Raw genomic sequence first — 24,275 nt, forward strand, 5'->3', positions numbered from 1 at the left:
CCTTATCCTTAGTAGCCAGCGGTTCGGCCGGGCACTCTAGGGAGACTGCCAGGGATAACCTGGAGGAAGGCGGGGATGACGTCAAATCATCATGCCCCTTATGATCTGGGCTACACACGTGCTACAATGGTGACTACAAAGGGAAGCAGCCTCGTGAGAGTGAGCAAATCCCAAAAAGGTCATCTCAGTTCGGATTGTAGTCTGCAACTCGACTACATGAAGCTGGAATCGCTAGTAATCGCGAATCAGAATGTCGCGGTGAATACGTTCCCGGGTCTTGTACACACCGCCCGTCACACCATGGGAGTTGGAAATGCCCGAAGTCTGTGACCCAACCGCAAGGAGGGAGCAGCCGAAGGCAGGTTCAATAACTGGGGTGAAGTCGTAACAAGGTAGCCGTATCGGAAGGTGCGGCTGGATCACCTCCTTTCTAAGGAAGTAAGTAAGGGTTGTTTTACTGTTGAGTTATCAAAATATAATTGTTATTCAAAAAGAGTAACAATTATATAAAAAACAGGTTGACATTTAAAATTAAATGTGTTATTATTTAAGACCTGGCCCTACGGGAAAAGATAACGAAAGATTTCCGGTGGCGATGCGCTTATGGGACACACCCGTTCCCATCCCGAACACGATGGTTAAGACGTAAGCGGCCGATGGTACTATACTGGAGACGGTATGGGAGAGCAGGTGGCTGCCGGATTATAAATAAGAAAATAGGTACTAATCATAAGGTAAAGTTGAAAATAACGGTGAGAACTGTTTCTATAGATTTTACTGGTGTGTTAAAACTTATAAATTGACTGTTCAATTTGTTGGTTTAACCAGTGATTAGATATAAGTTAAAACAACTTATATGTAATGACTGGTTAAAAAGTATGGTATGAAATAAGCCATGCAATCAGTCGAGTACATTGACAACTGCACATTATATATGAAGTTAATCTTTAAGTTTAATTTTAAATAAGAAGATTATACGACATCCGAAAAATAACAATTTTTAAAGACCAAAACCTGTCACGCTAGACAGGCGAGATTTATGTTCTTAGAACAGAAATCATAGGTCAAGCTAATAAGAGCGCAGGGTGGATGCCTTGGCACTAAGAGCCGATGAAAGACGTGATAAGCTGCGATAAGCTGCGGTGAGGAGCAAATATCCTTTGACCCGCAGATTTCTGAATGGGGAAACCTGACGGAGCAAACCTCCGTTACTATTAAGTGAATACATAGCTTAATAGAGGGAACCCGGGGAACTGAAACATCTAAGTACCCGGAGGAAGAGAAAGAAAACTCGATTTCCAGAGTAGTGGCGAGCGAAATGGAAAGAGCCTAAACCAGAGGATTTATCCTCTGGGGTTATGGACCGCAACAAGTGAGATGAAAGGTAGCAGAATGGTTTTGGGAAAGCCAGCCAAAGAGAGTGAAAGCCTCGTATGCGAAACCGGAAGTCAGCGAGCGGGATCCGAAGTACCACGAGACACGAGAAACCTTGTGGGAACTCGGGGGGACCACCCCCCAAGGCTAAATACTACTTAGTGACCGATAGTGCATAGTACTGTGAAGGAAAGGTGAAAAGAACCCCGGGAGGGGAGTGAAAGAGAACCTGAAACCCTGTGTTTACAAGCTGTGGAACACCTATTTACAGGTGGACCGCGTACTTTTTGTAGAACGGTCCGGCGAGTTACGTTTACTGGCAAGGTTAAGAGTTTAAGACTCGGAGCCGAAGGGAAACCAAGTCTGAATAGGGCGAATATCAGTCAGTAAAAGTAGACCCGAAACCGGGTGATCTACCCATGTCCAGGTTGAAGCTGCCGTAAAAGGCGGTGGAGGACCGAACACACATCCGTTGAAAAGGGTGGTGATGAGGTGTGGGTAGGGGAGAAATTCCAATCGAACCCGGAGATAGCTGGTTCTCCTCGAAATAGCTTTAGGGCTAGCCTTGGTTTAGTCTGATGGAGGTAGAGCACTGAATATCCTAGGGGGCGTCAAAGCTTACCGAAGATTATCAAACTCCGAATGCCATACAGATGATGACCAGGAGTCAGACTACACGAGATAAGTTGGGTAGTCAAAAGGGAAAAAGCCCAGACCACCAGCTAAGGTCCCAAAGTGCGTGTTAAGTGGAAAAGGATGTGGGATTTCGAAAACAACTAGGATGTTGGCTTAGAAGCAGCCACACATTAAAAGAGTGCGTAATAGCTCACTAGTCGAGAGGTCCTGCGCCGAAAATGTCCGGGGCTAAAACACGACACCGAAGCTGTGGATAGTAGTAATCTAACGATAACTACTGTGGTAGAGGAGCATTCTTAATACCGACGAAGCGGTACCGTAAGGAGCCGTGGAGGGATAAGAAGAGAGAATGCCGGAATGAGTAGCGAGATGAAAGTGAGAATCTTTCAGGCCGAATATCTAAGGTTTCCAGAGTAAAGCTGATCTGCTCTGGGTAAGTCGGGACCTAAGGCGAGGTCGAAAGACGTAGTCGATGGACAACAGGTTGAAATTCCTGTACCTTATAAAAACAGAACTGTGGGGACGCAGAGACAAAGTCAGGGCCGGGTGAGGAATACCCGGTACAAGCGAGGTACCAGTGGAGCAGGAAAAACCGTTCCATAATGGGAAGACGTGATGTGGACCGAAATATAAGTAGGGAAGCTGATGGAGGCACTGCCAAGAAAAGCCGCTATTGTTTTTTATAAGCCCGTACCGTAAACCGACACAGGTGGATGAGGAGAGAATCCTAAGGCCGACGGGAGAAGCATTGTTAAGGAACTCGGCAAAATGACCCCGTAACTTCGGGAGAAGGGGTGCCTGTAGAAATACAGGCCGCAGAGAATTGGCCCAAGCAACTGTTTAGCAAAAACACAGGTCTATGCAAAACCGTAAGGTGAAGTATATGGGCTGACGCCTGCCCGGTGCTGGAAGGTTAAGGGGAGATGTTAGGGGTAACCCGAAGCGTTGAACTTAAGCCCCAGTAAACGGCGGCCGTAACTATAACGGTCCTAAGGTAGCGAAATTCCTTGTCGGGTAAGTTCCGACCCGCACGAAAGGCGTAATGATTTGGGCACTGTCTCGACAATGCACCCGGTGAAATTGAAATACCAGTGAAGATGCTGGTTACCTGCGCCAGGACGGAAAGACCCCATGGAGCTTTACTCTAGCTTGATACTGGGATTCGGTATTGCATGCACAGGATAGGTGGGAGGCTAAGAAGCGGTGACTCCGGTTGCCGCAGAGCCGTTGTTGGGATACCACCCTTGCAGTACTGGGTTTCTAACATGTGCCCGTGATCCGGGCAGTGGACAATGTCAGGTGGGGAGTTTGACTGGGGCGGTCGCCTCCGAAAGGGTATCGGAGGCGCTCAAAGGTCCTCTCAGGATGGACGGAAACCATCCGAAGAGTGCAAAGGCATAAGAGGGCTTGACTGCGACACCGACGGGTGGAGCAGGTACGAAAGTAGGACTTAGTGATCCGGTGGTATAAAGTGGGATTGCCATCGCTCAACGGATAAAAGCTACCCTGGGGATAACAGGCTTATCACTCCCAAGAGTTCACATCGACGGAGTGGTTTGGCACCTCGATGTCGGCTCATCGCATCCTGGGGCTGTATTAGGTCCCAAGGGTTGGGCTGTTCGCCCATTAAAGCGGTACGCGAGCTGGGTTCAGAACGTCGTGAGACAGTTCGGTCCCTATCCGGCGCGGGCGTAGGATATTTGAGAGGAGCTGACCTTAGTACGAGAGGACCGGGTTGGACTGACCTCTGGTGTATCGGTTGCACTGCCAAGTGCATGGCCGAGTAGCCAAGTCGGGACGGGATAAACGCTGAAGGCATCTAAGCGTGAAGCCCCCCTTAAGATAAGATATCCCATGCGAATGCAGTAAGACCCCTGAAAGACGATCAGGTGGATAGGTTAGAGGTGGAAGTGTGGTAACACATGCAGCTGACTAATACTAATAGGTCGAGGGCTTGACCTAAAAATGGTTTTTATCGGATGAATTAATGTGTAAGTGAATGTCAAGTATTGGCCCGGTGGCTCAGTTGGTTAGAGCGCCGCCCTGTCACGGCGGAGGTCGAGGGTTCGAGTCCCTTCCGGGTCGTTGGTAATAAATATGGGATCTTAGCTCAGCTGGGAGAGCATCTGCCTTACAAGCAGAGGGTCATAGGTTCGAGCCCTATAGGTCCCATTTACCTAAAAAATGCCGACGTGGCTCAATTGGCAGAGCAGCTGACTTGTAATCAGCAGGTTATCGGTTCGAGTCCGATCGTCGGCTTGAGTGTGAAAACACTTACTAATAAATATGGATGGATTCCCGAGTGGCCAAAGGGGGCAGACTGTAAATCTGTTAGCGACGCTTTCGAAGGTTCGAATCCTTCTCCATCCATTTGTTTCAAAATAATTAAAAAATAATATCGCGGGGTGGAGCAGTCTGGAAGCTCGTCGGGCTCATAACCCGAAGGTCATAGGTTCAAATCCTGTCCCCGCAATCCGAAAACGTGTAGTTTTCGAAAGTAATTGAGTCAATGATGTTGGCCTTGCCCAGATAGCTCAGTCGGTAGAGCAGAGGACTGAAAATCCTCGTGTCGCTGGTTCGATTCCGGCTCTGGGCATTTTTTATTGGATTTTTTTGATTCAGTAAATTTGGGATATTAGCTCAGTCGGTAGAGCACTTGACTTTTAATCAAGGTGTCCCGGGTTCGAATCCCGGATGTCTCATAATTAGTTTATATACAAGTTAAGAACGTTATTTATAAAATAAATAATAAACTTATCCACAAATTATAAACGAAAAGTTGATAAAATCCACTGTAAATTACCTTACAGTGGATTTTTTGTAATATCTTATAGTCTATTGTAATTATAGAGTCTATATTGTAATTCAATTTTATATAATTATATCTTATAATTTCTTTACTTCACCTTTATTCAATATTTAATCATTGGCATTTAAAAAATATTATTGTATACTTTTTGCAGCTGCCTTTAGTTGCCTCGTATGAAAACTAATAAGGGAGCTAAGTAAATGTTTTATTAAATTTTACTTTTGATGGACTGTTCAGATACTTATAATGCAACAGTATAGAGAAAATAGCTTATGAGCTAAATAGTAATGTTAATTTATATTTATTTAGTGTATAATTATTATAGTATGGATTTATGAGATTTAATTATCTAGATCCGTTTATATCGTGTAATTCATGTAACCAGAACATTCTTAATGATTTATAAATAACAGGAGGTATACAATGAAGATTTTTGAAGAATACAAGATAAAAGACCTGTTGTTAAAGAATAAAGTAGTTATGCCGCCTATGTGCATGTATTCATCAGATGAAACAGGGTATGCAAATGAATTTCATTTTACACATTATGTCACCAGGGCAGTAGGTGGTGTAGGTTTAATAATACTCGAGGCTACTGCAGTTTCACCTAATGGACGAATAACTGATAAAGATCTTGGTTTGTGGGAAGATGGACAAATCTCTGGATTAAAGCAGATAGTAGAAAGTTGTCATGAACATGGTAGTAAAGTAGCAATTCAGTTAGGACATGCCGGACGTAAGTGTACAGCCCCTAATGAAAGAATCGTCGCTCCCAGTGCTATAGCTTTTGATGATAAGAGCCAGGTTCCTCATGAATTAACAATATCTGAGATTGAAGTAGTTGCCAAAGAATTTAAAATGGCTGCCATAAGAGCTGATAAGGCAGGATTTGATGCCATAGAAATACATGGGGCACATGGTTATCTTATAAGTGAATTTTTATCCCCTGTATCTAATAAGCGTGATGATGATTATAACGGCAATGCTGTAAATAATGGACGTTTCCTTAAGGAAATACTGGAGGCTGTAAGAGAGGTCTGGCCTAAGGAAAAACCTGTTATTGTCAGAGTTTCAGCTGATGATTATCTTCAAGGTGGAATGACACCAGAATTTATGAGTGATATCTTGAAAGAATTCAATACTTTATTTGATATCATACACGTTAGTTCAGGTGGTGTAGCCCATGCTGAGATAGACACTTATCCAGGATATCAGGTAGAGGCTGCCAGCTATTTAAGAAATAGCTGTTCTATGCCTGTAATAGCTGTTGGATTAATTAATACTCCGGATCTTGCAGAAGAGATCCTGGCAAATAAAAGAGCAGATCTGATTGCTATTGGAAGGGAATTGTTAAGAAATCCTTATTGGGTGTTAAATACTGCAAGGGAAAAGAGGATACCATATGAATATCCTAAACAGTATCTAAGGAGTTTTAACATATTTTAATTTTAGTATATTTATTTATATCTATATAAATATAGGTACAGGTTTTTAATAGATATGCTTCACTTAATGAGGCTCAATGAAATAATTGTTAAGAAAAAGACAATAAAATATAAAATAATTTAGATATTTCTTAAAGAATTTTTTTGTTTTTTAAATCCAGATAAAGTTTTGTCATTAAACTATTGCATTACTGCTTATATTATAGTATATTTATGTATGTGATTGGATTTAGAACGGTTTAAGTTAATTTGTTTACAAGTATCTAAAATAATTTAGCAAATCAGTACATACCTAAAATGGTAAACTGAACGGAGGATTGTCTTATGAAATTTTTTATTGACACAGCGAATGTTGAGGACATTAAGAAAGCAAATGAAATGGGTGTAATCTGTGGAGTAACTACCAATCCATCACTCATTGCAAAAGAAGGAAGAGATTTCGTAGAGGTTATTAAAGAAATTACTTCAATCGTAGACGGACCAATTAGCGGAGAAGTAAAGGCTACTACTGTAGATGCGGAAGGAATGATAGCGGAAGGCAGAGAGATTGCAAAGATTCATCCAAACATGGTTGTTAAGATACCAATGACAGTGGAAGGCCTTAAAGCTACAAAAGTTCTTTCTTCGGAAGGAATTAAAACAAACGTAACGCTTATATTTACTGCAAACCAGGCATTACTTGCAGCCAGAGCAGGCGCAACATATGTATCTCCTTTTCTGGGCCGTTTAGATGATATTTCATCACCTGGTATTGATTTAATCAGAACCATTGCAGATATTTTTGAAATCTATAATCTGCAGTCTGAAATTATTGCTGCCAGTGTAAGAAACCCTATTCATGTAACTGACTGTGCACTGGCTGGTGCTCACATAGCTACAGTACCTTACAGTGTTATTGAGCAGTGTACAAAGCATCCCTTAACAGATCAGGGAATTGAAAAGTTTCAGAAGGATTATAGAGCAGTTTTTGGTGAATAAAACAGAGTTAGAGGTAATTCAATAGGGACTAAATAATAGTCTTTTGAATATAATAAAATTTCCAAAAAGGAAAAAAGAGGTTTTGGAGATTAACAAGGATTTAGGAGGACAAAAATGAGTAATATTGATACATTGTCAGTTAATTCACTGCGCGTATTAGCAGCGGATGCAGTACAGAAAGCGAATTCAGGACATCCTGGTCTGCCACTTGGTGCAGCAGCTATGGCATATGAGGTATGGGCCAAGCACATGAATCACAATCCTAAGAACCCTAAGTGGACAAACAGGGACCGTTTTATCCTGTCAGGTGGTCATGGTTCTGCACTTCTTTACTCTCTGCTCCATTTATTCGGATATGGCGGTTTATCTGTTGAAGATCTGGCATCTTTCAGACAGTTGGATTCCCTTACACCGGGCCATCCTGAATATGGTCATACTGTTGGTATAGAGGCTACTACAGGACCTCTTGGGGCTGGTATGGCAATGGCAGTTGGTATGGCAATGGCTGAAGCTCATCTGTCAGCTAAATTTAATAAAGAAAATTATCCTATAGTTGACCACTATACCTATGTTTTAGGTGGCGACGGCTGCATGATGGAAGGTATATCCTATGAGTCTATGTCCTTAGCAGGAACCTTAGGCCTTAGTAAGTTAATTGTTCTTTATGATTCTAACAAGATATCTATAGAGGGTGATACTGAAATAGCATTTAGAGAAGATGTTTCTAAGAGATTTGAAGCATTTGGCTTCCAGACACTGGTTGTAGAAGACGGTAATAATCTTGAGGAGATAGGTGCTGCTATTACGGCAGCAAAGGCTGATACTACCAGACCTACTTTAATTACGGTTAAGACAAGAATTGGTTATGGTTCCCCCAGAGAAGGAATGGCTAGTGCACATGGTGAGCCTCTTGGAGCAGATAACGTTAAGGCATTAAAAGAAAAATTAGGATTCCCTGCAGATAAGGATTTCCATGTTCCTGCAGAAGTGTATAAGCATATAGAGGAAGTTAATAAAAAGAGTGAAAAAGCAGAAGCTGACTGGAACGAGCTTCTTAGCAGTTATGCTAAGGCTTACCCAGAATTAAAAGAACTCTGGGATAAGTATCACAATGAGGCTATTGCTGAAGACCTCTTAGAGAATGAGGAGTTCTGGGCATATCCTGATAAACCGGATGCTACCAGAAATTTATCTGGTATGATTATTAACCGTTTGAAAGATATTATTCCTGGTTTTATCGGAGGTTCTGCAGATTTAGCTCCTTCCACTAAGACATATATGAAGGATGCAGGAGATTTCTCCCGTGAGGATTATTCCGGACGTAATCTGCATTTTGGAGTTAGAGAGCTTGCTATGGCAGCTATTGGTAACGGTCTTGCACTTCATGGCGGTTTAAAAGCATATGTATCTACTTTCTTTGTATTCAGTGATTACGTAAAACCTATGGCCAGGCTTTCTTCTTTAATGGGACTTCCATTAACCTTCGTTCTTACACATGACAGTATCGGTGTTGGAGAAGACGGACCTACACATGAGCCTATCGAGCAGCTTGCTATGCTCCGTGCCATGCCTAACTTTACTGTATTCAGACCTGCAGATGCTACAGAGACAATAGCTGGATGGTATTATGCAATTACCTCAAAGAAAACTCCTACTGCCCTTGTTCTGACACGTCAGAATCTGCCACAGTATGAAGGTTCCAGTAAAGAAGCTTTAAAGGGTGCATATATCATTGCTCCTTCCGAGAAGGAAGTACCGGATGCTATTATTATGGCAAGTGGTTCTGAAGTTGAGATCAGTGTAAATGCAAAGGAAGAGTTGAAAAAAGAAGGAATTGATGTAAGAGTTGTTAGTGTTCCTTCAATTGATCTTTTTGAAGAGCAGAGCAAGGAATATAAGGAAAGTATACTTCCTAAGAATGTCAGAGCCAGAGTAGCCGTTGAAGCAGCAATTGATTTTGGCTGGGGTAAATATGTAGGTCTTGACGGTACTACTGTTACAATGAAAGGTTTTGGTGCTTCCGCGCCAGCTGGCCTGTTATTCAAGAAATTTGGTTTTACAACCGAAAATGTAGTTGCAGCTGTTAAGTCTGTTTTATAAGTATTAGAAGATAATTATTTAAAATACAGACATTAATATAAGGCTAGTACGGAACCTGAACAAAGGTCGCTGTTTACGGAGTCTGAGTCTGGTATATTGGTTATTTGATTTTAGAATAATGAATATTCAGTTGCAGCCAAGCAATAGAAATGTATATCCAAAATAATAAATTAATATTAATTCCAGGGCATCCATGATAATGTTTTATTGTGGGTGCCTTTATTACATATTTGTAAAGCATAATCACTCGTAGCTTTTAATCGGTTATAATCCCTTGATTGCATATAGCAGCTTGTAAGTGTTACTATTACCACTTGTGCTTTTTCAGTTAAAATTATACATCAATTATTTAAAGGCTTATATGCTTTTAATGAGCCGATCTTTTAATGACCCGATCTTTTAATGACTCAATCTTTTAATAACTCGTAATCTTTTAATAACTCATAATCTTAATGACTTGTATCTATATTTACTTATCCCCTTAAAGTATTAATATTTTTTATCGTTCCTATCTTTTTTAGTGTTTATAATTTAATATTGCTAAACCTTTGAATTCTAATAGAATTTTAATATTAAGTTATTGCAAATAGCTATTTTTACAGATAGAATGGGTTTAGATGGAATAATATACAGGAGGGTAGTATATGCCTAAAATATTAATAGTTGAAGATGAAAGTAAAATAGCCCGCTTTGTTGAGCTTGAATTAAAATATGAAGGTTATGAGGTGGAAATTGCTGCTGATGGCAGGACAGGTCTTGAGAAGGCTCTTCAAAAGGATGTAAGTCTGGTTCTGCTGGATATTATGCTTCCCGGTATCAGCGGTATTGAGGTATGCAGAAGGATTCGTATGGAATCAGATGTTCCGGTTATAATGCTTACTGCCAAAGATGATGTTACAGATAAGGTAGCCGGACTTGATATAGGAGCCGATGACTATATGACTAAGCCGTTTGCCATTGAGGAACTATTGGCCAGGATAAGAGTAGCCCTAAATCGCCATACAAAGCAGGTACAGCCCAAACAGGATATACTCAAAATTGGAAAACTAAAGCTTAATCTGTCCGGCCACAGTGCTTTTTATGGTGACGACGAGCTGGTACTGACCAAGAAGGAGTATGAATTATTAGAGTATCTTATCAGAAATAAGAACATCGCGATTACCAGAGAGCAGTTATTGAATAATGTATGGGACTATGAATACCTGGGAGATACCAACGTAGTAGATGTATATATCCGCTACCTGAGACAGAAAATTGATGATAAGTACGGTATACGTCTTATCAACACGGTGAGAGGGGTAGGTTACATTATTAAAGATGAAGGTTAATTTTAAAGAATCCTTAAGGCAGTTTCTTATAAGGATCGTACTTCCTTTTCGAAAGAAGCGGGAAGTCTGGCTGGGGAATTTTCGCTTTTCCATTGCTTTTCGTATTTCCCTTCATTACCTGAAGCTACTAATAATAAATGGTGTCTTGTTTTTATGTTTCTTCTCCCTTCTGTTTCTGTGGGGTGAGAAGCTCCAGATGCATGAAAGGGCGGAGGTAATACTGGGAGAAGCAGTAGAAGAAGGTTTTCCTGAGGAAAATGCCAGTAATAACGACAGTACTTTTGATCTTCTTGGGATTCATTATAAAGCAGTAGATAATAATAGCGGAGTTATTCTTTTTAACAACCTGGATAAGGATCTTTCGGGAGAGAAAAAGCTTTTTGATTCTATTTATATCAGTGGAGTTTTTGATGAAAGCGACCTGGCCGTTATAGTAGAAGAGCATAAGGAGGTAGTTGTTAACGGAGCTTCAGTTGATATACTATTTCAGTATGACCTTGCCGCCAGTTTAAAGGAATTAAATATGCTCTTACTCTGCGTTGGTTTGTTGTATTTATTATTGGTATATGTTATTACCCATTTTGGCAAAAAAAGTGACAGGACTTTACTGGAGCCTATATTTGAGATGTCAGAGACTGCAAACCGGCTTACAGTTAATAATCTTGGCAGCAGGCGGCTTAATGTGGAAGGTACGAAAAATGAATTAAAGGATCTTGCAGTAGTAATAAACAATATGCTGGATCGTTTGGAAATATCCTATGAAAGTCAGAAGCAATTTGTATCCGATGCCTCTCATGAGCTTCGTACGCCTATAGCTGTTATACAGGGTTATGCCAACCTGTTAAACAGATGGGGAACAAGTAATGAGGAAGTAATGCTGGAATCCATAGATGCCATCAATAATGAAGCCAAAGCAATGCAGGATCTTGTAGAGAAATTACTTTTTCTTTCAAGGCATGATAAGAAAACCCTTAAGTTGGACAAACAGCGATTTAACATGTGCGATGTTGTGGAAGAAATGGTAAAGGAGACAAAGCTTGTAGTAAAAGACCGTGTTATTGAAGCATCTATTCTGCAGGATGTAGAGGTATATGGTGACAAACAGGCTCTTAAGCAGGCTATTCGTATATTTATTGACAATGCTGTTAAATATTCTGAGGAAGGGGATACCATAACAATAACCTGTCAGGATGATGACGGGGATTGTGTAATCAATGTAAGTGATACCGGAATGGGCATGACGAGAAAAGATGTTGAGCATATATTTGAACGATTCTATCGTTCCGATCAGGTCAGAGGTGCTAAAATAGGCGGACATGGTTTGGGATTATCTATTGCAAAGCTGATTGTACTTGGTCATACTGGTAAAATTAAAGTACGATCACAGCTTACAAAAGGGACAACCTTTACCATAACACTGCCTAGAAGATTTTAATGTATAAACCATAAAATAAAAATAAATCAACGAAACCAGTTCACAGCGGAGTAAAATCTGCCAACAGGCTCATACCTGTTGGCAGATTTTATTGTTTTTGTATAAGGAACTTGTTCCTATTACATAATAAGACTTGCTATGTGAGGCTGAACTCCTCATTTCCTGTTATATGTAATCATAAATCCTTGAATTTACGCCTGATTGCCTAGCTATATCAGAACAGGGCAGCAGGGGACAAATTAAACAACAGTAAGAAAAACGAAAACAGGAAGCAACACGTATAGGCTGCTTCCTGTTCTGGTAGTATAAGAATTAAAAACTCTTACCGAAGGGAACAGCAGTATAAATTAGCCGTCCCTGTGATATTAAATAAATATCTCAAATTTATATTCAACGGTATTTTGAATTGATGAAAAGCTGCATCGTAGGAGATGATCAATTCGGAAACCATTGCGTTTAGTGTTATTAAATATTCTTGAATTGAGCCATATATAGCTCGTAATAAGCACCTTTCTTTTCCAGAAGTTCTTTCGGGCTTCCTTCTTCTACAATGCCTCCATTATCGATGTAAAAGATTCTGTCAGCTTTCTGTATAGTGGAAAGGCGGTGGGCTATAACGAAGGAAGTACGTCCCTTAAGGAGGACTTCGATACCTTGCTGTACCAGTAATTCTGTATGTGTATCAATACTTGAGGTTGCCTCATCAAGTATAAGTATTTTGGGCATGGATACCATAGTTCTGGCAAAGGCTAAGAGCTGCTTTTGCCCGGCAGACAGCCCGGCGCCTCTTTCCTTTAATTCCGTATCATAGCCTTTCTCCATTTTAATAATAAAATCATGGGCATTAACGGATTTAGCGGCAGCGATAATTTCTTCATCGGTTGCATCTAGTTTACCATATTTCAGATTATCCTTTATAGTACCGGAGAACAGGAAATTATCCTGTGTCATAATACCCATCTGCATACGTAAGCTTTCAATGGATACATTACGGATATTATTACCGTCAATATAGATATTACCTTCTTGTATATCATAAAAACGGCTGATCAGGTTAATTACAGTAGTTTTGCCGGCGCCGGTAGGTCCAACCAAAGCGATGGTCTCACCGGGTTTGATTCGAAAGCTTACATCATTTAGGACCTGTGTATCTTTATCATATGCAAAGGTCACATGATCAAAACGTACTTCTCCTTTGATCTGGGGAAGCTCCTTGGAATCACTTTCATCGTTGATATCAGGAGCGGTGTCCATAATCTCAAAGATACGTTCAGCACCGGATATATTGGTTACCAGCTGGTTATAAAAGTTGCTCAGGTTCATAATTGGTCTCCAGAACATGGAGATATAGGAACTGAAGGCAATCAGTGTTCCAATGGGGGTAACATTATCACCTGTCATCTTTATACCGAAAAAGAAGAGGGAAACAGTACCGATACCCCAGCAGAAGTCTATAATAGGACCAAAAGCATCACTTAAGAGAATCGCCTTTATAAAGGAGCCTCTGTGCTCATTGAGCATGCTGTCAAAGGCATCGGAGGTTTCCTTTTCCGCTGTAAAGCTCTGGATAATACGCATACCGGATAAATCTTCATGGATAAAAGCATTCAGGTTGGAATTCTTCTTTCGATAGGTCTGCCACCTGACATGGGAGTATACCTGAATAAGCCACATACCGGCAATAAGTAAGGGAAGGCTTATTAATGCTGCAAAGGCCAGCTTATAATTTTTTGCCATCATGATTACCACAACTGCTACTATGGTTATAAAATCCGGAATAAGAGTGGTAACACTGTTGGTGAGTACATCCTTTAAGGAGTTGACATCACCGATAACGCGTGCCAGTATCTTACCGGTAGGGCGGCTGTCAAAAAAGCTGAAACTAAGCTTCTGGATGTGGGTGTATAGCTCCTGTCTTATGCTAAGTAAAACAGTGTTGCTTATCTTTGCCATAATGAACATACGAAGCTTTACTAACAGAATATAGGTAATGTTCAAGGCAGCCGCAGCTATACCAAGCTTTATGAGGCCGTTAACATCCTTACCTGCTATATTAACATTGATTGCGTGCTCTATTATAAGCGGGTTTAATAGACTGATGGTTACAGTACCGCCCATAATCAGCAGCACGGCAATAATTTCTCTTTTATAGGCTAATAAATAGCGAAAGAGCCTTAAGAGAGTATTTATTTTACCGGGGCCGACCAGATTCTCATCAACCCTGACTGCATTAACTGACATAAATCCTCCATTTCTGCGCTTTTTTGGCGCATGCGAGTTTAAGATAAACCTGTCTGATAAATATAATTGATTAACATCTATAATTTAAGTTAAAAATTGATACATTTAACAGATTTTGTACACCTCCTTGCCCTGTATATGAAAGAGCTAAGAGGTGTTGATAATTAATTTTATATGACCAGGGATGCATCCTTCTTTACTTCCTTTAAAGAATTATCCGTTAAATAGTCACCATACTGTGCCATATAAGTCTGATAGTATAAGCCCTTCTTCTCAAGGAGAGATTCGTGGGTACCTCTTTCTGCAATTGCACCGTCTTCTAAGAAAATAATTTCATCGGCGTTTCTGACCGCTGATATTCTGTGAGCGATAACAATTTTAGTCGTATGCTCCAGATCATTTAAATTCTTCTGTATAAGATGCTCAGTTTCCATATCCAGGGCTGAGGTTGAATCGTCCATAATGAGAATTGGTGTTTTCTTTGCAAGAGCTCTTGCTATACTGATTCGCTGTTTCTGGCCACCGGAAAGACCAACACCTCTTTCACCGATTACAGTATCATACTGATCATCCATCTTCTCAATAAAATCAGAAGCCTGTGCCTGTATAGTGGCATGTATAACTTCCTGATCCGTTAACTGGGGACGCAGACCCATCTTTACATTTTCATTTACAGTATCTGAGAATAAGAATACATCCTGCATAACCAGTGCCATATTCTTTCTTAAATCATAAAGGGAGAGATCCTTTACATTGATACCATCCAGCTTGATATTACCTTCTGTTGTTTCATAAAAGCGCTGCAGCAGATTGATAACAGAGGTTTTACCTGAGCCAGTGGCACCCATGATACCAAGGGTCTTACCTGGTTCTAAGTGAAAACTCACATTTTTAAGAACCGTTGTGTCATTTACGTTAAAGGAAACATTTTCAAATTCAACATCACCGGCAGCTTTTTCAAGGGGAATAGAATCCTCTTTGCTGATAACCGTAGGTTTTTCTATCATTATTTTGTTGATTCTCTTAGTTGATGCAGCTGCTGAGGCCATGTCGTTAAAGAGCCAGCCCAGTAATTCCATAGGCCATACTATATTGTTGGCATATTCTGCAAAGGCACCGAGTGTACCGAGGGTTATGTCTTCCTGTATTACCAGAAAACCACCGGCAACTATAACGATAACCGGAAGAAGCCTGGTTATGAACTGGAAAAAGGGATTGTATTTTATAAGTACCTTGGACTGTCTCATGTTCAGTTCATAATAACGTTTGTTGTGAGAAAGGAATTTGCCTATTTCAAATTTTTCTCTTGCAAAAGCTTTCACGGTTCTTACACCTGCCAGGTTTTCCTGGGCCACTAGATTTAACTTAGCATTTTCTTCGCTGATTTCTTCATAGACATTATCCAGTTTCTTTTCCATCCTTATTGCAATAAAGGCAACTATAGGCATTGCAACCAGCGGAATAACAGTAAGTTTGGGGCTTAGGGTATACATGCTGTAAAGAACCAGTGAGGTATGTATGATAACCTCTACTACGAGCATTCCGATAAAACCAACACCTGACCAGACTTTATCTACATCATCCTTTAGACGGGACATAAGTTCTCCGGTATTGTTCTTATCAAAGTAATCCAGGGACAGGCTCTGGACATGACGGAACAGGTTTCTTCTGATGTCTGCACCGATCTTAGAACTGACTGAGTCAAAGAGAACCTCTTTGAAGTAGCCGAACAGTGCTCTGCCCACACCAATCATAAAGATTGTTATTAAAAGCCTGGTAAGCAGCTCAACCTTACCGGCAACTATAACATCATCAATAATAAGCTTTAAAATTCGTGGCGATAACATATCCAGGGCGATGCTTATCGTCATACAGACAATGGCAATGGCATAGATATACCAGTATCGTTTGATATATTTTGATAGTTTCATAAATCCTCCTCCCTATTTTTGGGCAAAAAATAGCCGTGGTCTATTACCACGGCATTAAAAATTCTTTATTATATTACATGTGTAGTCAATTATTGGGACTGCACTATATAAAAGAAGTATGCGTTGAGGTAATAAAAGTTAAATTATTATTTGTATTATTGGCTGCAGCATCAAAGTTACGATTAAACATATTATTTACCTCTCTTTCTTTTATAGTCTTTTCACATTATATCACACTACTAATTTTTGTCAACTAAAAAATGAATGAATTTAATATATATTTAAAAAAATATTGAATTTTTAAAGGACAAATTAATTTTCTTATTAATAAAGACAGCAGATGTTTATAATTAGCTGAATTGGAATCCGAGGTTCCATTTTGCAAATTTAACTTCCGTTTCATCATATTCCTTGCAATACTAAAGTCCGCAGAACTAAATTGTTTTTAAAATTTTGGAAGTAAGTATTGCAAAAATCTATATAACTGGAACTTACTATGCCAAACCAATTGTTTTATACTCCAAAAGCTGTTATGCTTTTTTTGAGATTGTTTCCTCTTGAAAAAGAGCTCACGCTAACCGGAGGTCGAATTTAGCTTCCTTTTTCGCAAGATTAAATTCCACCCCTCTACGGTTCCATATTTGATCCGAATGGCGTCTGCTATTTTACTTTTTCAGCAACAGAGGTGTTAAATTAATCTCATTAGCGGGAATGAGCTTAATATTAAGCTTTTCAAGGGTTTCCTCGCTATTAAGGAAGCTGAACAGCTGGTGTGCGGACTGGTTGTTCAGCTTTTTCCTATTGTATGAATTGATATTACTCATCATAAGTGTGATATCATCCTGAGCCAGTCCATCAAATGAAGTGCCCTTTGGCAGTACCCGTCGTATCATCTCGTGCGTTACTTCGCATCCACCTTTTTGGTCAGACCGTTGGGGATCACAGTAGAATACGTGCGTTCTACGTTCGTTATTCGCATTAAACTCAATCGCAAGAGGGTTGGTAAATTCACTCCCCCGGTCTGTGAGTATGACCTGGAATAAGCTAGTAAATGTGTCATGCCCAAGAAGCTTATATAACTGATCAAATATTTCGCTTACTGATCTGGCTGTATTCGTATCTCGGATAAACGCAAGCATAAGACTGCAGTTTCTAAAGTAGATGGTAAGAAGTACTTTTCCACCTTTACGGCCTTCTACCGAATCCATCTCAACGATTGGGACATCGGGATTCGCTGCAATGTAGGCTTCAAAGTCTTCATAAGTACGCCCTAAGTGGCATTGCTTATCCACCCTTACATGTTTCTTATGAGAGCGACTGCGATAACGAACCTTTCTGGGAAGGTCTATGTTATCCACTGAAAAGAGGCCTGCGTCAATGTAGTTATAGATGGTCTTTTCATCAAGCATGATGTCATCGGCGTTATTAACGCAGATCATATGTATAGACTGCCCTTGCTTAATAAGAGGTGAGATGATATCATCAATACGCTTGAGTTCTGAAGGAGTAACAGCTATCCCTTGACGGCTCTCAGAACGAGTTGCTTCATACTCTTTCTGTGCACTCTTGGCATCATAAAGATGGCGCTCCAGTTTACAGCGCATACGGATATCGCAGCCGTTGCAGACGTAGGGCGGTTTATTCAACTTCTGACAAATGAGTTCAATAAAGTCAGGGCAATGTTCATAACAGTTTCGATAGGGGCATCCCTTACAAGAACCTTTATAGGGGTGTTTGCATGGTTTACATGCCATCCCAAAATGAGAACAGTTTGTGCGATTAGCACAGGGATTAAAGCTATCTTTACGAACTGTGTGACGATGGTTCTTAACTTCTTTTGAGATGGTAGATGGATCTTTTTCTAGTGTTCTTCCAATCTCAGTAAATGAAGCTCCTTGTTTGAGGGAAACTTCTATAGTGGCTCTTTCATCAAGAGTAAGATGTGTGTTCTTTGCCATGGTATTTTCTCCTTGGAAACACGCCATCCGGACTCTGGTGCTGAGTCATAAATATACCATACCAGAATAGTTTGCAAGAGTAATTTCTGGCAGTAAATTTGCAATACTAAGTTCCAGTTTTAGGGTGAACGGACTGGAAATTAACTTTTCAATTCACCATGTTTATAATTATGTAGAACAAAACATGTATGGGTGAAAATATCAGGTACGGGTATTAAACATAATTTTCTCAATGAAGTACCAATGAAAAGTTAGCTAAGAGGATAGGGGGGGGAATCATAGTGTAGTTAATTAAATCAAATTTATGTATAAGAACAAGAATTATGATAAGGATATCTTCATAAGGTTATCTATTGTAATAGAGGCTTTTTCGTAACCACACCCCTGCTAATATGCTGTAAGTTCGCGGTATGCGGAACTTGCAGCTGATGTGGCCAGACTATGAAAGAATAGTTGCATGTAAAAATGAATAAAAAATGCAATTTAAAATGAAAAATTTTGTCACAATGATTGTTGACACTTTAGCCCAAGGAGAGTATGATTCCATTGTAGATTTGAAATGTCTATAATGGACATGAAATATCAATAAAGGAGATGAGAAAATGAAATTAACCAGAGGAATCGAGCAAGCCGTTTGTATCATAGCATTACTGGCAACCCAGGAACACTCCATACCCGTAGCATCGGAGGAAATCCATAAACGACTGAAAGGTTCCCTGACTTATACGAAGAAAATAATACGAAAACTGGTAGTAGCAAAACTGGTAAATTCAGTATCCGGTAATAATGGGGGATTTACACTGGCAAAAAATACGGATGACATAAACCTGTTAGAGATAGTAGAAGCATTGGAAGGGACAATAACGACTTATCCGGAATCAGGGCTTATTGACCAGGTATTTGAAGATATACAGGTCATTGCCAATCAGGGTACAGTGGTTATGAGAAATGCTTTTGCAGAAGCAGATATGTTATACAGGGAAGCACTTAGAACAAAAACAGTAAGCCAGCTACTTCAGGAAACCTTGGGCAGCAAGGAAATTCAGCCCATCAACTGGAATAAGGCAGAACAGTGGAGTGACTTCGATTTATGGATCAGAAAGGTGATGGATAAATATATATGGAAATGATAAAATCAGAATGGAAAAAGATTAAAGCAAATAAACTGCTGCTGGTATCTTTTATCGTAATATGTTGTATACCTTTGTTGTATGCTTCTTTTTTCTTAAGATCAATGTGGGATCCCTATGGTAAAGCTGAGAATCTTCCGATTGCAGTTGTAAACCAGGATCAGTCAGTGGAGTTTGAAGGCCAGACTTTATCCGTTGGTGAAAATGTAGTGGAGGAGTTAAAAGATGATGAGAGCCTTGAGTGGCATTTTGTAAACTCTAAGGAAGCCCTGCAGGGATTAAAGGATAAGAAGTACTATATGATAGTAACTTTCCCGGAGAATTTTTCTGCCAATGCAGCAACTGTTCTCTCTGATGCTCCTACACAGATGGTCATCAATTATGAAACCAATGCCGGTGTGAATTATTTAGGTAAAGTAGTAAGCGTTCAGGCAATCAAGGAACTGCAGACTAAGGTTTCAGAGAAAGTAACAAAGGCATATGTATCTGCAATTTTTGATAAAGTAGAAGATATGGGCGGTAAGATTACGGAAGCCGCAGATGCTTCCTCACAGATTAAAGACGGTTCTGATAAACTGAAGGAAGGCAATGAAACAATTTACAGCAACCTTGATAAATTGTCCAAAGCCAGCTTAACTTTCAGTGACGGTGTGGATACTCTAAGTCTTGGCCTGAGTACTTACCTGGACGGTGTTCTCTCAGCTAATAAGGGAGCCTCTACCTTAAAGGATGGCTTGGCACAATATCAGGCTGGTGTCAAGACTTATACCAATGGTGTTAAGAAAGCAGCGGAAGGAGCAGATACCTTAAATGCAAATTCCGAAGACTTAAAGAATGGTGCCAAACTGGTATCTGACGGCGTTTCAGAGTTAAATACAAAGCTTGGCACCACAATCGGTTCTTTAAGTTCAAATGCCGAAGGTGTAAAACAGCTTGCTGACGGTATGACAGCAGTTAACAGTGCAGTATCAACCCTTAATACCGGAGCAAAAGCACTGGCAGCAGGAATACCTTCAAAGGATCAGGTAAACGGTGTATCAAAGTATCTTGATTACAGTACTTTCAGTCAATTACCCAAGGAGCAGCAGGCAGTTCTCCTTCAGAGTGCCGCAAAACTTCTGGCAGGTTATGAAACGGTAGGCACAGCAGCCAGTCAGATATCCGGTGGTTTAGGTCAGCTTGCAGAAAAAACCCCTGCATTGGTGGAGGGTACTTCTAAGTTAGATACAGCTTTTGGTTCTATTTCTACACAGGCACCTGCTTTGACAGAGGGGCTCAGTAAGTTAGCTACCGGTGCGAAAAGCCTGGAAACCGGTGTTACCTCTTATACCGACGGAGTGGATCAGTTAACAAAGGGCTTGGATCAGTTAGATACCAAAGCAACAGATTTAAACAACGGTATTGACAAAATAGCCGGAGGCAGCAAGGAGTTAACAGCAGGTCTTAATAAGCTTGCTGAGAATAATGATAAATTATCAACAGGTATGGATAAAATAGCAAAAGGTGCAGAAGATATCCATGACGGTGCGGCTAAGTTAGCAGACGGTTCCAAACAGTTGGGAGATGGCTTGACAGACTTATCCGACGGTGCAGGAAAACTGTCCGATGGTTTACAGGAGGGTGCTGATACCATTGATTCCTTTGCGGTCTCTGATGATTCTATCGATATGATAGCAGCACCTAGCACTTCAGAAGAGACCTTATACAGTGATGTTCCCAACTATGGTCATGCACTTGCTCCTTATGTATTATCACTTTCTCTGTATGTAGGATGTATGCTCTTTAACTTCATCTATCCTATCAGAAAAGTTGCCATGAAAGGTAAACCTGTAGTACAATGGTGGCTTGCCAAATTATCCGTAGGTATCGTTGCGGCAACAGCAATGGCAGTAATCGATGCAGGCTTTATGCATGTGTTAGGGGTAACTACAGTAGAGACCGGAAATTACTATATAACAGCCATAATAACAGCCAATGCCTATATGCTCCTGATTATGCTGTTATCTGTAGCCTTTGATAATCCCGGACGTTTTGTAGCTATGATACTTTTGGTACTTCAGCTTGCCGGTGCAGGCGGAACCTTCCCTATGCAGTTAACGGATAAGTTCTTCCAGGCAATACACCCGGTACTTCCTATGACATATTCTATCTATGCCTTCCGTCAGGCTATAAGCGGCGGTTTAGGTGAAGGAACTTTAGTTACCAGCTTATTTATATTATTGCTTATTGCATTGGTATCAGCGCTTCTCTTACTGGTATCCATGACAGTATTAAAAAAGATTAGCAAGGATGGCGTATCACAGTTAGATGATAACCAGAAACTTATGGATACAGATTACTCCTATGTAAATTCAAGTCTGTAATTAAGTATCTGAGGAAAGAAGGCTTCATGACTTTTAATCGGTTTTTAAAAGCCATGAAGCTTTACTTCTGTTTAAAAAACCATTGGTTAGGAATTCTTATTTTCCCGTTATAATGCATATTTCCTATAAAAATCATTCAGATTGTTAGAAAAACATATAAAAATGATAAAGTTTTTATTAATTTTCACTATATTCAAAAATTGTTCATAATTCTATGCTATAATGTAAAATGATTGGTGAAGTGGAGTTGCAGTAAGTATACAACTAATCGTAAAATATTCTAAACATGGGATAACAACGCGGGATTGACTTTTCCTTGTTTAAGGAGGACGGAAATGGATTTACCTATTTTTTATAGTGAAGAAGACGAGTGGAAAAAAGTAATGCTCATGTATGACTCTGCTTTGAAAGAAATCAATACAAAGCTTGAAATACTGAATAATGAATTTAAACTGAATCATCAATACAATCCCATAGAACACATAACCTCCAGAATGAAATCTCCACAAAGTATAGCGAAAAAGCTAAGGCATAATAACCGGGAATTAACTGTAGAGAATATCGTTAAATATATAAATGACGTGGCAGGAATACGCATTATTTGTTCTTTTACTTCCGACATCTACCGTATTGCAGATCTTATTGCAGCACAAAGTGATGTTAATGTCCTGAAGGTAAAGGATTATATGATGTGTCCCAAGCCTAACGGATATACAAGTTACCATATGATAATATCAGTACCCATCTATCTCTCTGAGACCATGGTCAATGTAAAAGCAGAGATACAGATTCGTACTATTGCCATGGATTTCTGGGCCAGCCTGGAACATAAGATATATTATAAGTTCGAAGGGAATGCACCGGAGAGGATTAGCAAAGAACTAAAGGAATGCGCAGAAATCGTATCCTTTTTGGATCACAAGATGCTGTCCCTGAATGAAGAAATCAGGATGTACAATCCGGACAGTGAAATGGATCACTACAGGGAAGTTGTATCTGAATCCTTTCAGAATATGATCAGAGAATCCTACGGAACAGTCATAGACGAGGATGATATCATTCAGGAGGATCAAGGCACCTTAAAGGATAGTGCAGAATATGAAGAGAAACATGAAATGTATGAGGAATTGTTTGAGGAAGTGGAAGTAGATAACCCTGCAGTAGCTGCAACGGATGCTGCCCCTGATACCGGGAAAGACGAGGTCAAAGAGAAAAGCAAATTTTTTCGATTCTTCAAACACAATGTTATAAGCGAAGAAATGGATAAAATGTAATACCGGATATAAAACAGCCTGAGGAAATCCTTAACCTGCCTCCCAAAGTTAATTTATTAGGTCTAACTTTGGGAGGTCGGTTCATCCTCAGGCTGTTTCTATAGTTTCATAGTAATTTTAATTATCTTCTTCCGATCTCAGTATCTGTCTCGGTTAATTTGCTGTTCTCTTTGATATAAGCAACAATATCATCAACTTCTGTAAAAGCAAGTGCTACATAGCTGTCAGCAGCTCCGTAGTAAATAGCAATCTTTCCTGATTCAGGATCATGGATTGTTGCACAAGGGAAGCATACATTAGGAACGAAACCTCTCTCCTCATACCACTCTTCAGGAGTTAAGATGAACTTGCTGCAACGATATTTAACGATGGAAGGATTGTCGATATCAAGGATTGCACCACCGATGCTGTATACAAAACCATTGCAGGTACTGCTTACACCGTGATAGAACATTAACCAGCCTTCAGAGGTCTCAATAGGAGTAGCACCTCCACCGATCTTAACGCTCTCCCACCAGCTCTTACCTTTTTCCATTACATGTCTGTGTTTGCCCCAGTATACCATATCAGGACTTTCACTTATAAAGATATCACCGAAAGGTGTGTGTCCGCTGTCGCTTGGACGGCTGAGCATTACAAAGTTGCCGTTAATTTTACGAGGGAATAATACTGCATTACGGTTGTATGGAATGAAAGGATTCTCAAGTCTAACGAATTTCTTGAAATCAGTAGTTTTAGCCATACCGATTGCTGCACCGTAAAAATCCTGGCACCAGATGATATAATAAGTATCTTCAACCTTAACAAGACGGGGATCATATGCATATAAAGGCATAAAAGGCTCACCGTTCTCATCTTCAAAAGGAATCTTATTCGGCTCGATATCCCAGTGGATAGCGTCTTTACTTCTTCCCATGTAGATGTAAGGAATCCCGTCTGTCTGCTCACCACGGAACACTCCGATGAACTCATCACCATAAGGCATAACAGCACTGTTGAAGATTCTTGCAACGCCTTCTACAGGGTTTCTTCCGATAATAGGGTTCTCATTATATCTCCATACAGGTGCTCCGCTGAGGTTCTCAGGTCTTTCCTGCCAGGGAATGTTCTTAACTGCGGGACTTATCATTTTAATTTTACTCATAATCTCAAATGCTTCCGTAATGGAAGCCCCTTTCTAATATTTTCTCGTAAAACCCAAAGATTCTATAGTTAGTTCTACCCAAGATTAAGGATTCTTAAACTTATTGAAGCTATTCCTTAACAGGTTTTA

Annotated in this window: 12 protein-coding genes, 7 tRNA genes, 3 rRNA genes and 1 pseudogene (1 of these 23 only partly in view); 18 read left to right on the forward strand and 5 right to left on the reverse strand. The window is 40.1% G+C overall.

From position 1 onward, the window contains the following. The 15 genes from BR73_RS0102075 to BR73_RS0102145 form a co-directional block, all read left to right on the forward strand. A 16S ribosomal RNA gene (locus BR73_RS0102075) occupies positions 1–430 on the forward strand (it extends 1,104 nt beyond the left edge of the window). Positions 431–585: 155 nt separating this feature from the next. Next, positions 586–703, forward strand: a 5S ribosomal RNA gene (gene rrf, locus BR73_RS0102080). 359 nt (positions 704–1,062) lie between these two features. Further along, positions 1,063–3,972 (forward strand): 23S ribosomal RNA (locus BR73_RS0102085). The 16S, 23S and 5S rRNA genes sit together here with 7 tRNA genes alongside, the layout of an rRNA operon. A 49-nt stretch (positions 3,973–4,021) precedes the next feature. Further along, positions 4,022–4,095 (forward strand) — tRNA-Asp (locus BR73_RS0102090). 14 nt (positions 4,096–4,109) lie between these two features. Then, positions 4,110–4,182 (forward strand) — tRNA-Val (locus BR73_RS0102095). A gap of 14 nt (positions 4,183–4,196) precedes the next feature. Then, positions 4,197–4,269 (forward strand) — tRNA-Thr (locus tag BR73_RS0102100). A 29-nt stretch (positions 4,270–4,298) separates the two neighbouring features. Next, positions 4,299–4,380: transfer RNA gene (locus tag BR73_RS0102105), tRNA-Tyr, on the forward strand. A gap of 29 nt (positions 4,381–4,409) precedes the next feature. Further along, a tRNA-Met gene (locus BR73_RS0102110) sits at positions 4,410–4,483 on the forward strand. A 50-nt stretch (positions 4,484–4,533) separates the two neighbouring features. Further along, a tRNA-Phe gene (locus BR73_RS0102115) sits at positions 4,534–4,606 on the forward strand. Positions 4,607–4,639: 33 nt separating this feature from the next. Then, positions 4,640–4,712: transfer RNA gene (locus BR73_RS0102120), tRNA-Lys, on the forward strand. Between the two features lie 530 nt (positions 4,713–5,242). Then, positions 5,243–6,265, forward strand: coding sequence for an NADPH dehydrogenase NamA (namA, locus tag BR73_RS0102125; protein WP_033164205.1), 1,023 nt, complete (start codon positions 5,243–5,245; stop codon positions 6,263–6,265). Positions 6,266–6,588: 323 nt separating this feature from the next. Continuing rightward, a complete protein-coding gene (gene fsa, locus BR73_RS0102130) occupies positions 6,589–7,242 on the forward strand; it encodes a fructose-6-phosphate aldolase (RefSeq protein ID WP_033164206.1) in 654 nt (217 codons plus the stop codon). A gap of 114 nt (positions 7,243–7,356) precedes the next feature. Then, positions 7,357–9,342 carry a transketolase gene (gene tkt, locus BR73_RS0102135; protein WP_033164207.1) on the forward strand — a complete coding sequence of 662 codons (1,986 nt, stop codon included), beginning with the start codon at positions 7,357–7,359 and terminating at the stop codon, positions 9,340–9,342. A gap of 644 nt (positions 9,343–9,986) precedes the next feature. Next, on the forward strand, positions 9,987–10,670 hold the full coding sequence (locus tag BR73_RS0102140; RefSeq protein ID WP_033164208.1) for a response regulator transcription factor: 684 nt from the start codon (positions 9,987–9,989) through the stop codon (positions 10,668–10,670). Then, on the forward strand, positions 10,660–12,105 hold the full coding sequence (locus BR73_RS0102145; protein ID WP_051684908.1) for a HAMP domain-containing sensor histidine kinase: 1,446 nt from the start codon (positions 10,660–10,662) through the stop codon (positions 12,103–12,105). The genes BR73_RS0102140 and BR73_RS0102145 overlap by 11 nt, the downstream gene beginning before the upstream one ends. 465 nt (positions 12,106–12,570) lie before the next feature. Here the strand turns inward: BR73_RS0102145 and BR73_RS0102150 are convergent, their stop codons facing one another. The 4 genes and pseudogenes from BR73_RS0102150 to BR73_RS29750 all read right to left on the reverse strand — a co-directional run. Beyond that, on the reverse strand, positions 12,571–14,346 hold the full coding sequence (locus BR73_RS0102150; RefSeq protein ID WP_033164209.1) for an ABC transporter ATP-binding protein: 1,776 nt from the start codon (positions 14,344–14,346) through the stop codon (positions 12,571–12,573). A 170-nt stretch (positions 14,347–14,516) separates the two neighbouring features. Beyond that, on the reverse strand, positions 14,517–16,277 hold the full coding sequence (locus tag BR73_RS0102155; RefSeq protein ID WP_033164210.1) for an ABC transporter ATP-binding protein: 1,761 nt from the start codon (positions 16,275–16,277) through the stop codon (positions 14,517–14,519). A 665-nt stretch (positions 16,278–16,942) separates the two neighbouring features. After that, complete coding sequence (locus BR73_RS0102160) at positions 16,943–17,923, reverse strand: IS30 family transposase (RefSeq protein ID WP_347463458.1); 981 nt, start codon at positions 17,921–17,923, stop codon at positions 16,943–16,945. Between the two features lie 192 nt (positions 17,924–18,115). After that, positions 18,116–18,262 (reverse strand): annotated as a pseudogene (locus BR73_RS29750) (helix-turn-helix domain-containing protein); the annotation flags it as partial. Positions 18,263–18,837: 575 nt separating this feature from the next. Between BR73_RS29750 and BR73_RS0102165 the strand changes: the two are divergent. From BR73_RS0102165 to BR73_RS0102175, 3 genes are all read left to right on the forward strand, one after another. Beyond that, the gene (locus BR73_RS0102165) at positions 18,838–19,365 is read left to right on the forward strand and encodes an Rrf2 family transcriptional regulator (protein WP_033164212.1); all 528 of its coding nucleotides are present in this window, start codon (positions 18,838–18,840) and stop codon (positions 19,363–19,365) included. Then, positions 19,356–21,728 (forward strand): YhgE/Pip domain-containing protein, encoded by a 2,373-nt coding sequence (locus BR73_RS0102170; RefSeq protein ID WP_051684909.1) that lies wholly within the window; start codon positions 19,356–19,358, stop codon positions 21,726–21,728. Before BR73_RS0102165 ends, BR73_RS0102170 begins: the two co-directional genes overlap by 10 nt. A gap of 335 nt (positions 21,729–22,063) precedes the next feature. Then, complete coding sequence (locus BR73_RS0102175; RefSeq protein WP_081848503.1) at positions 22,064–23,002, forward strand: GTP pyrophosphokinase family protein; 939 nt, start codon at positions 22,064–22,066, stop codon at positions 23,000–23,002. Between the two features lie 121 nt (positions 23,003–23,123). On the opposite strand, the gene BR73_RS0102180 is transcribed toward BR73_RS0102175, so the two are convergent. Then, entirely contained in the window at positions 23,124–24,146 is a 1,023-nt protein-coding gene (locus BR73_RS0102180; RefSeq protein WP_033164213.1) for a glycoside hydrolase family 130 protein, read from the reverse strand. Positions 24,147–24,275: the final 129 nt, after the last annotated feature.

The organism is Clostridium sp. KNHs205 (genome assembly GCF_000702945.1).
Taxonomy (GTDB): domain Bacteria; phylum Bacillota; class Clostridia; order Lachnospirales; family Lachnospiraceae; genus Anaerocolumna.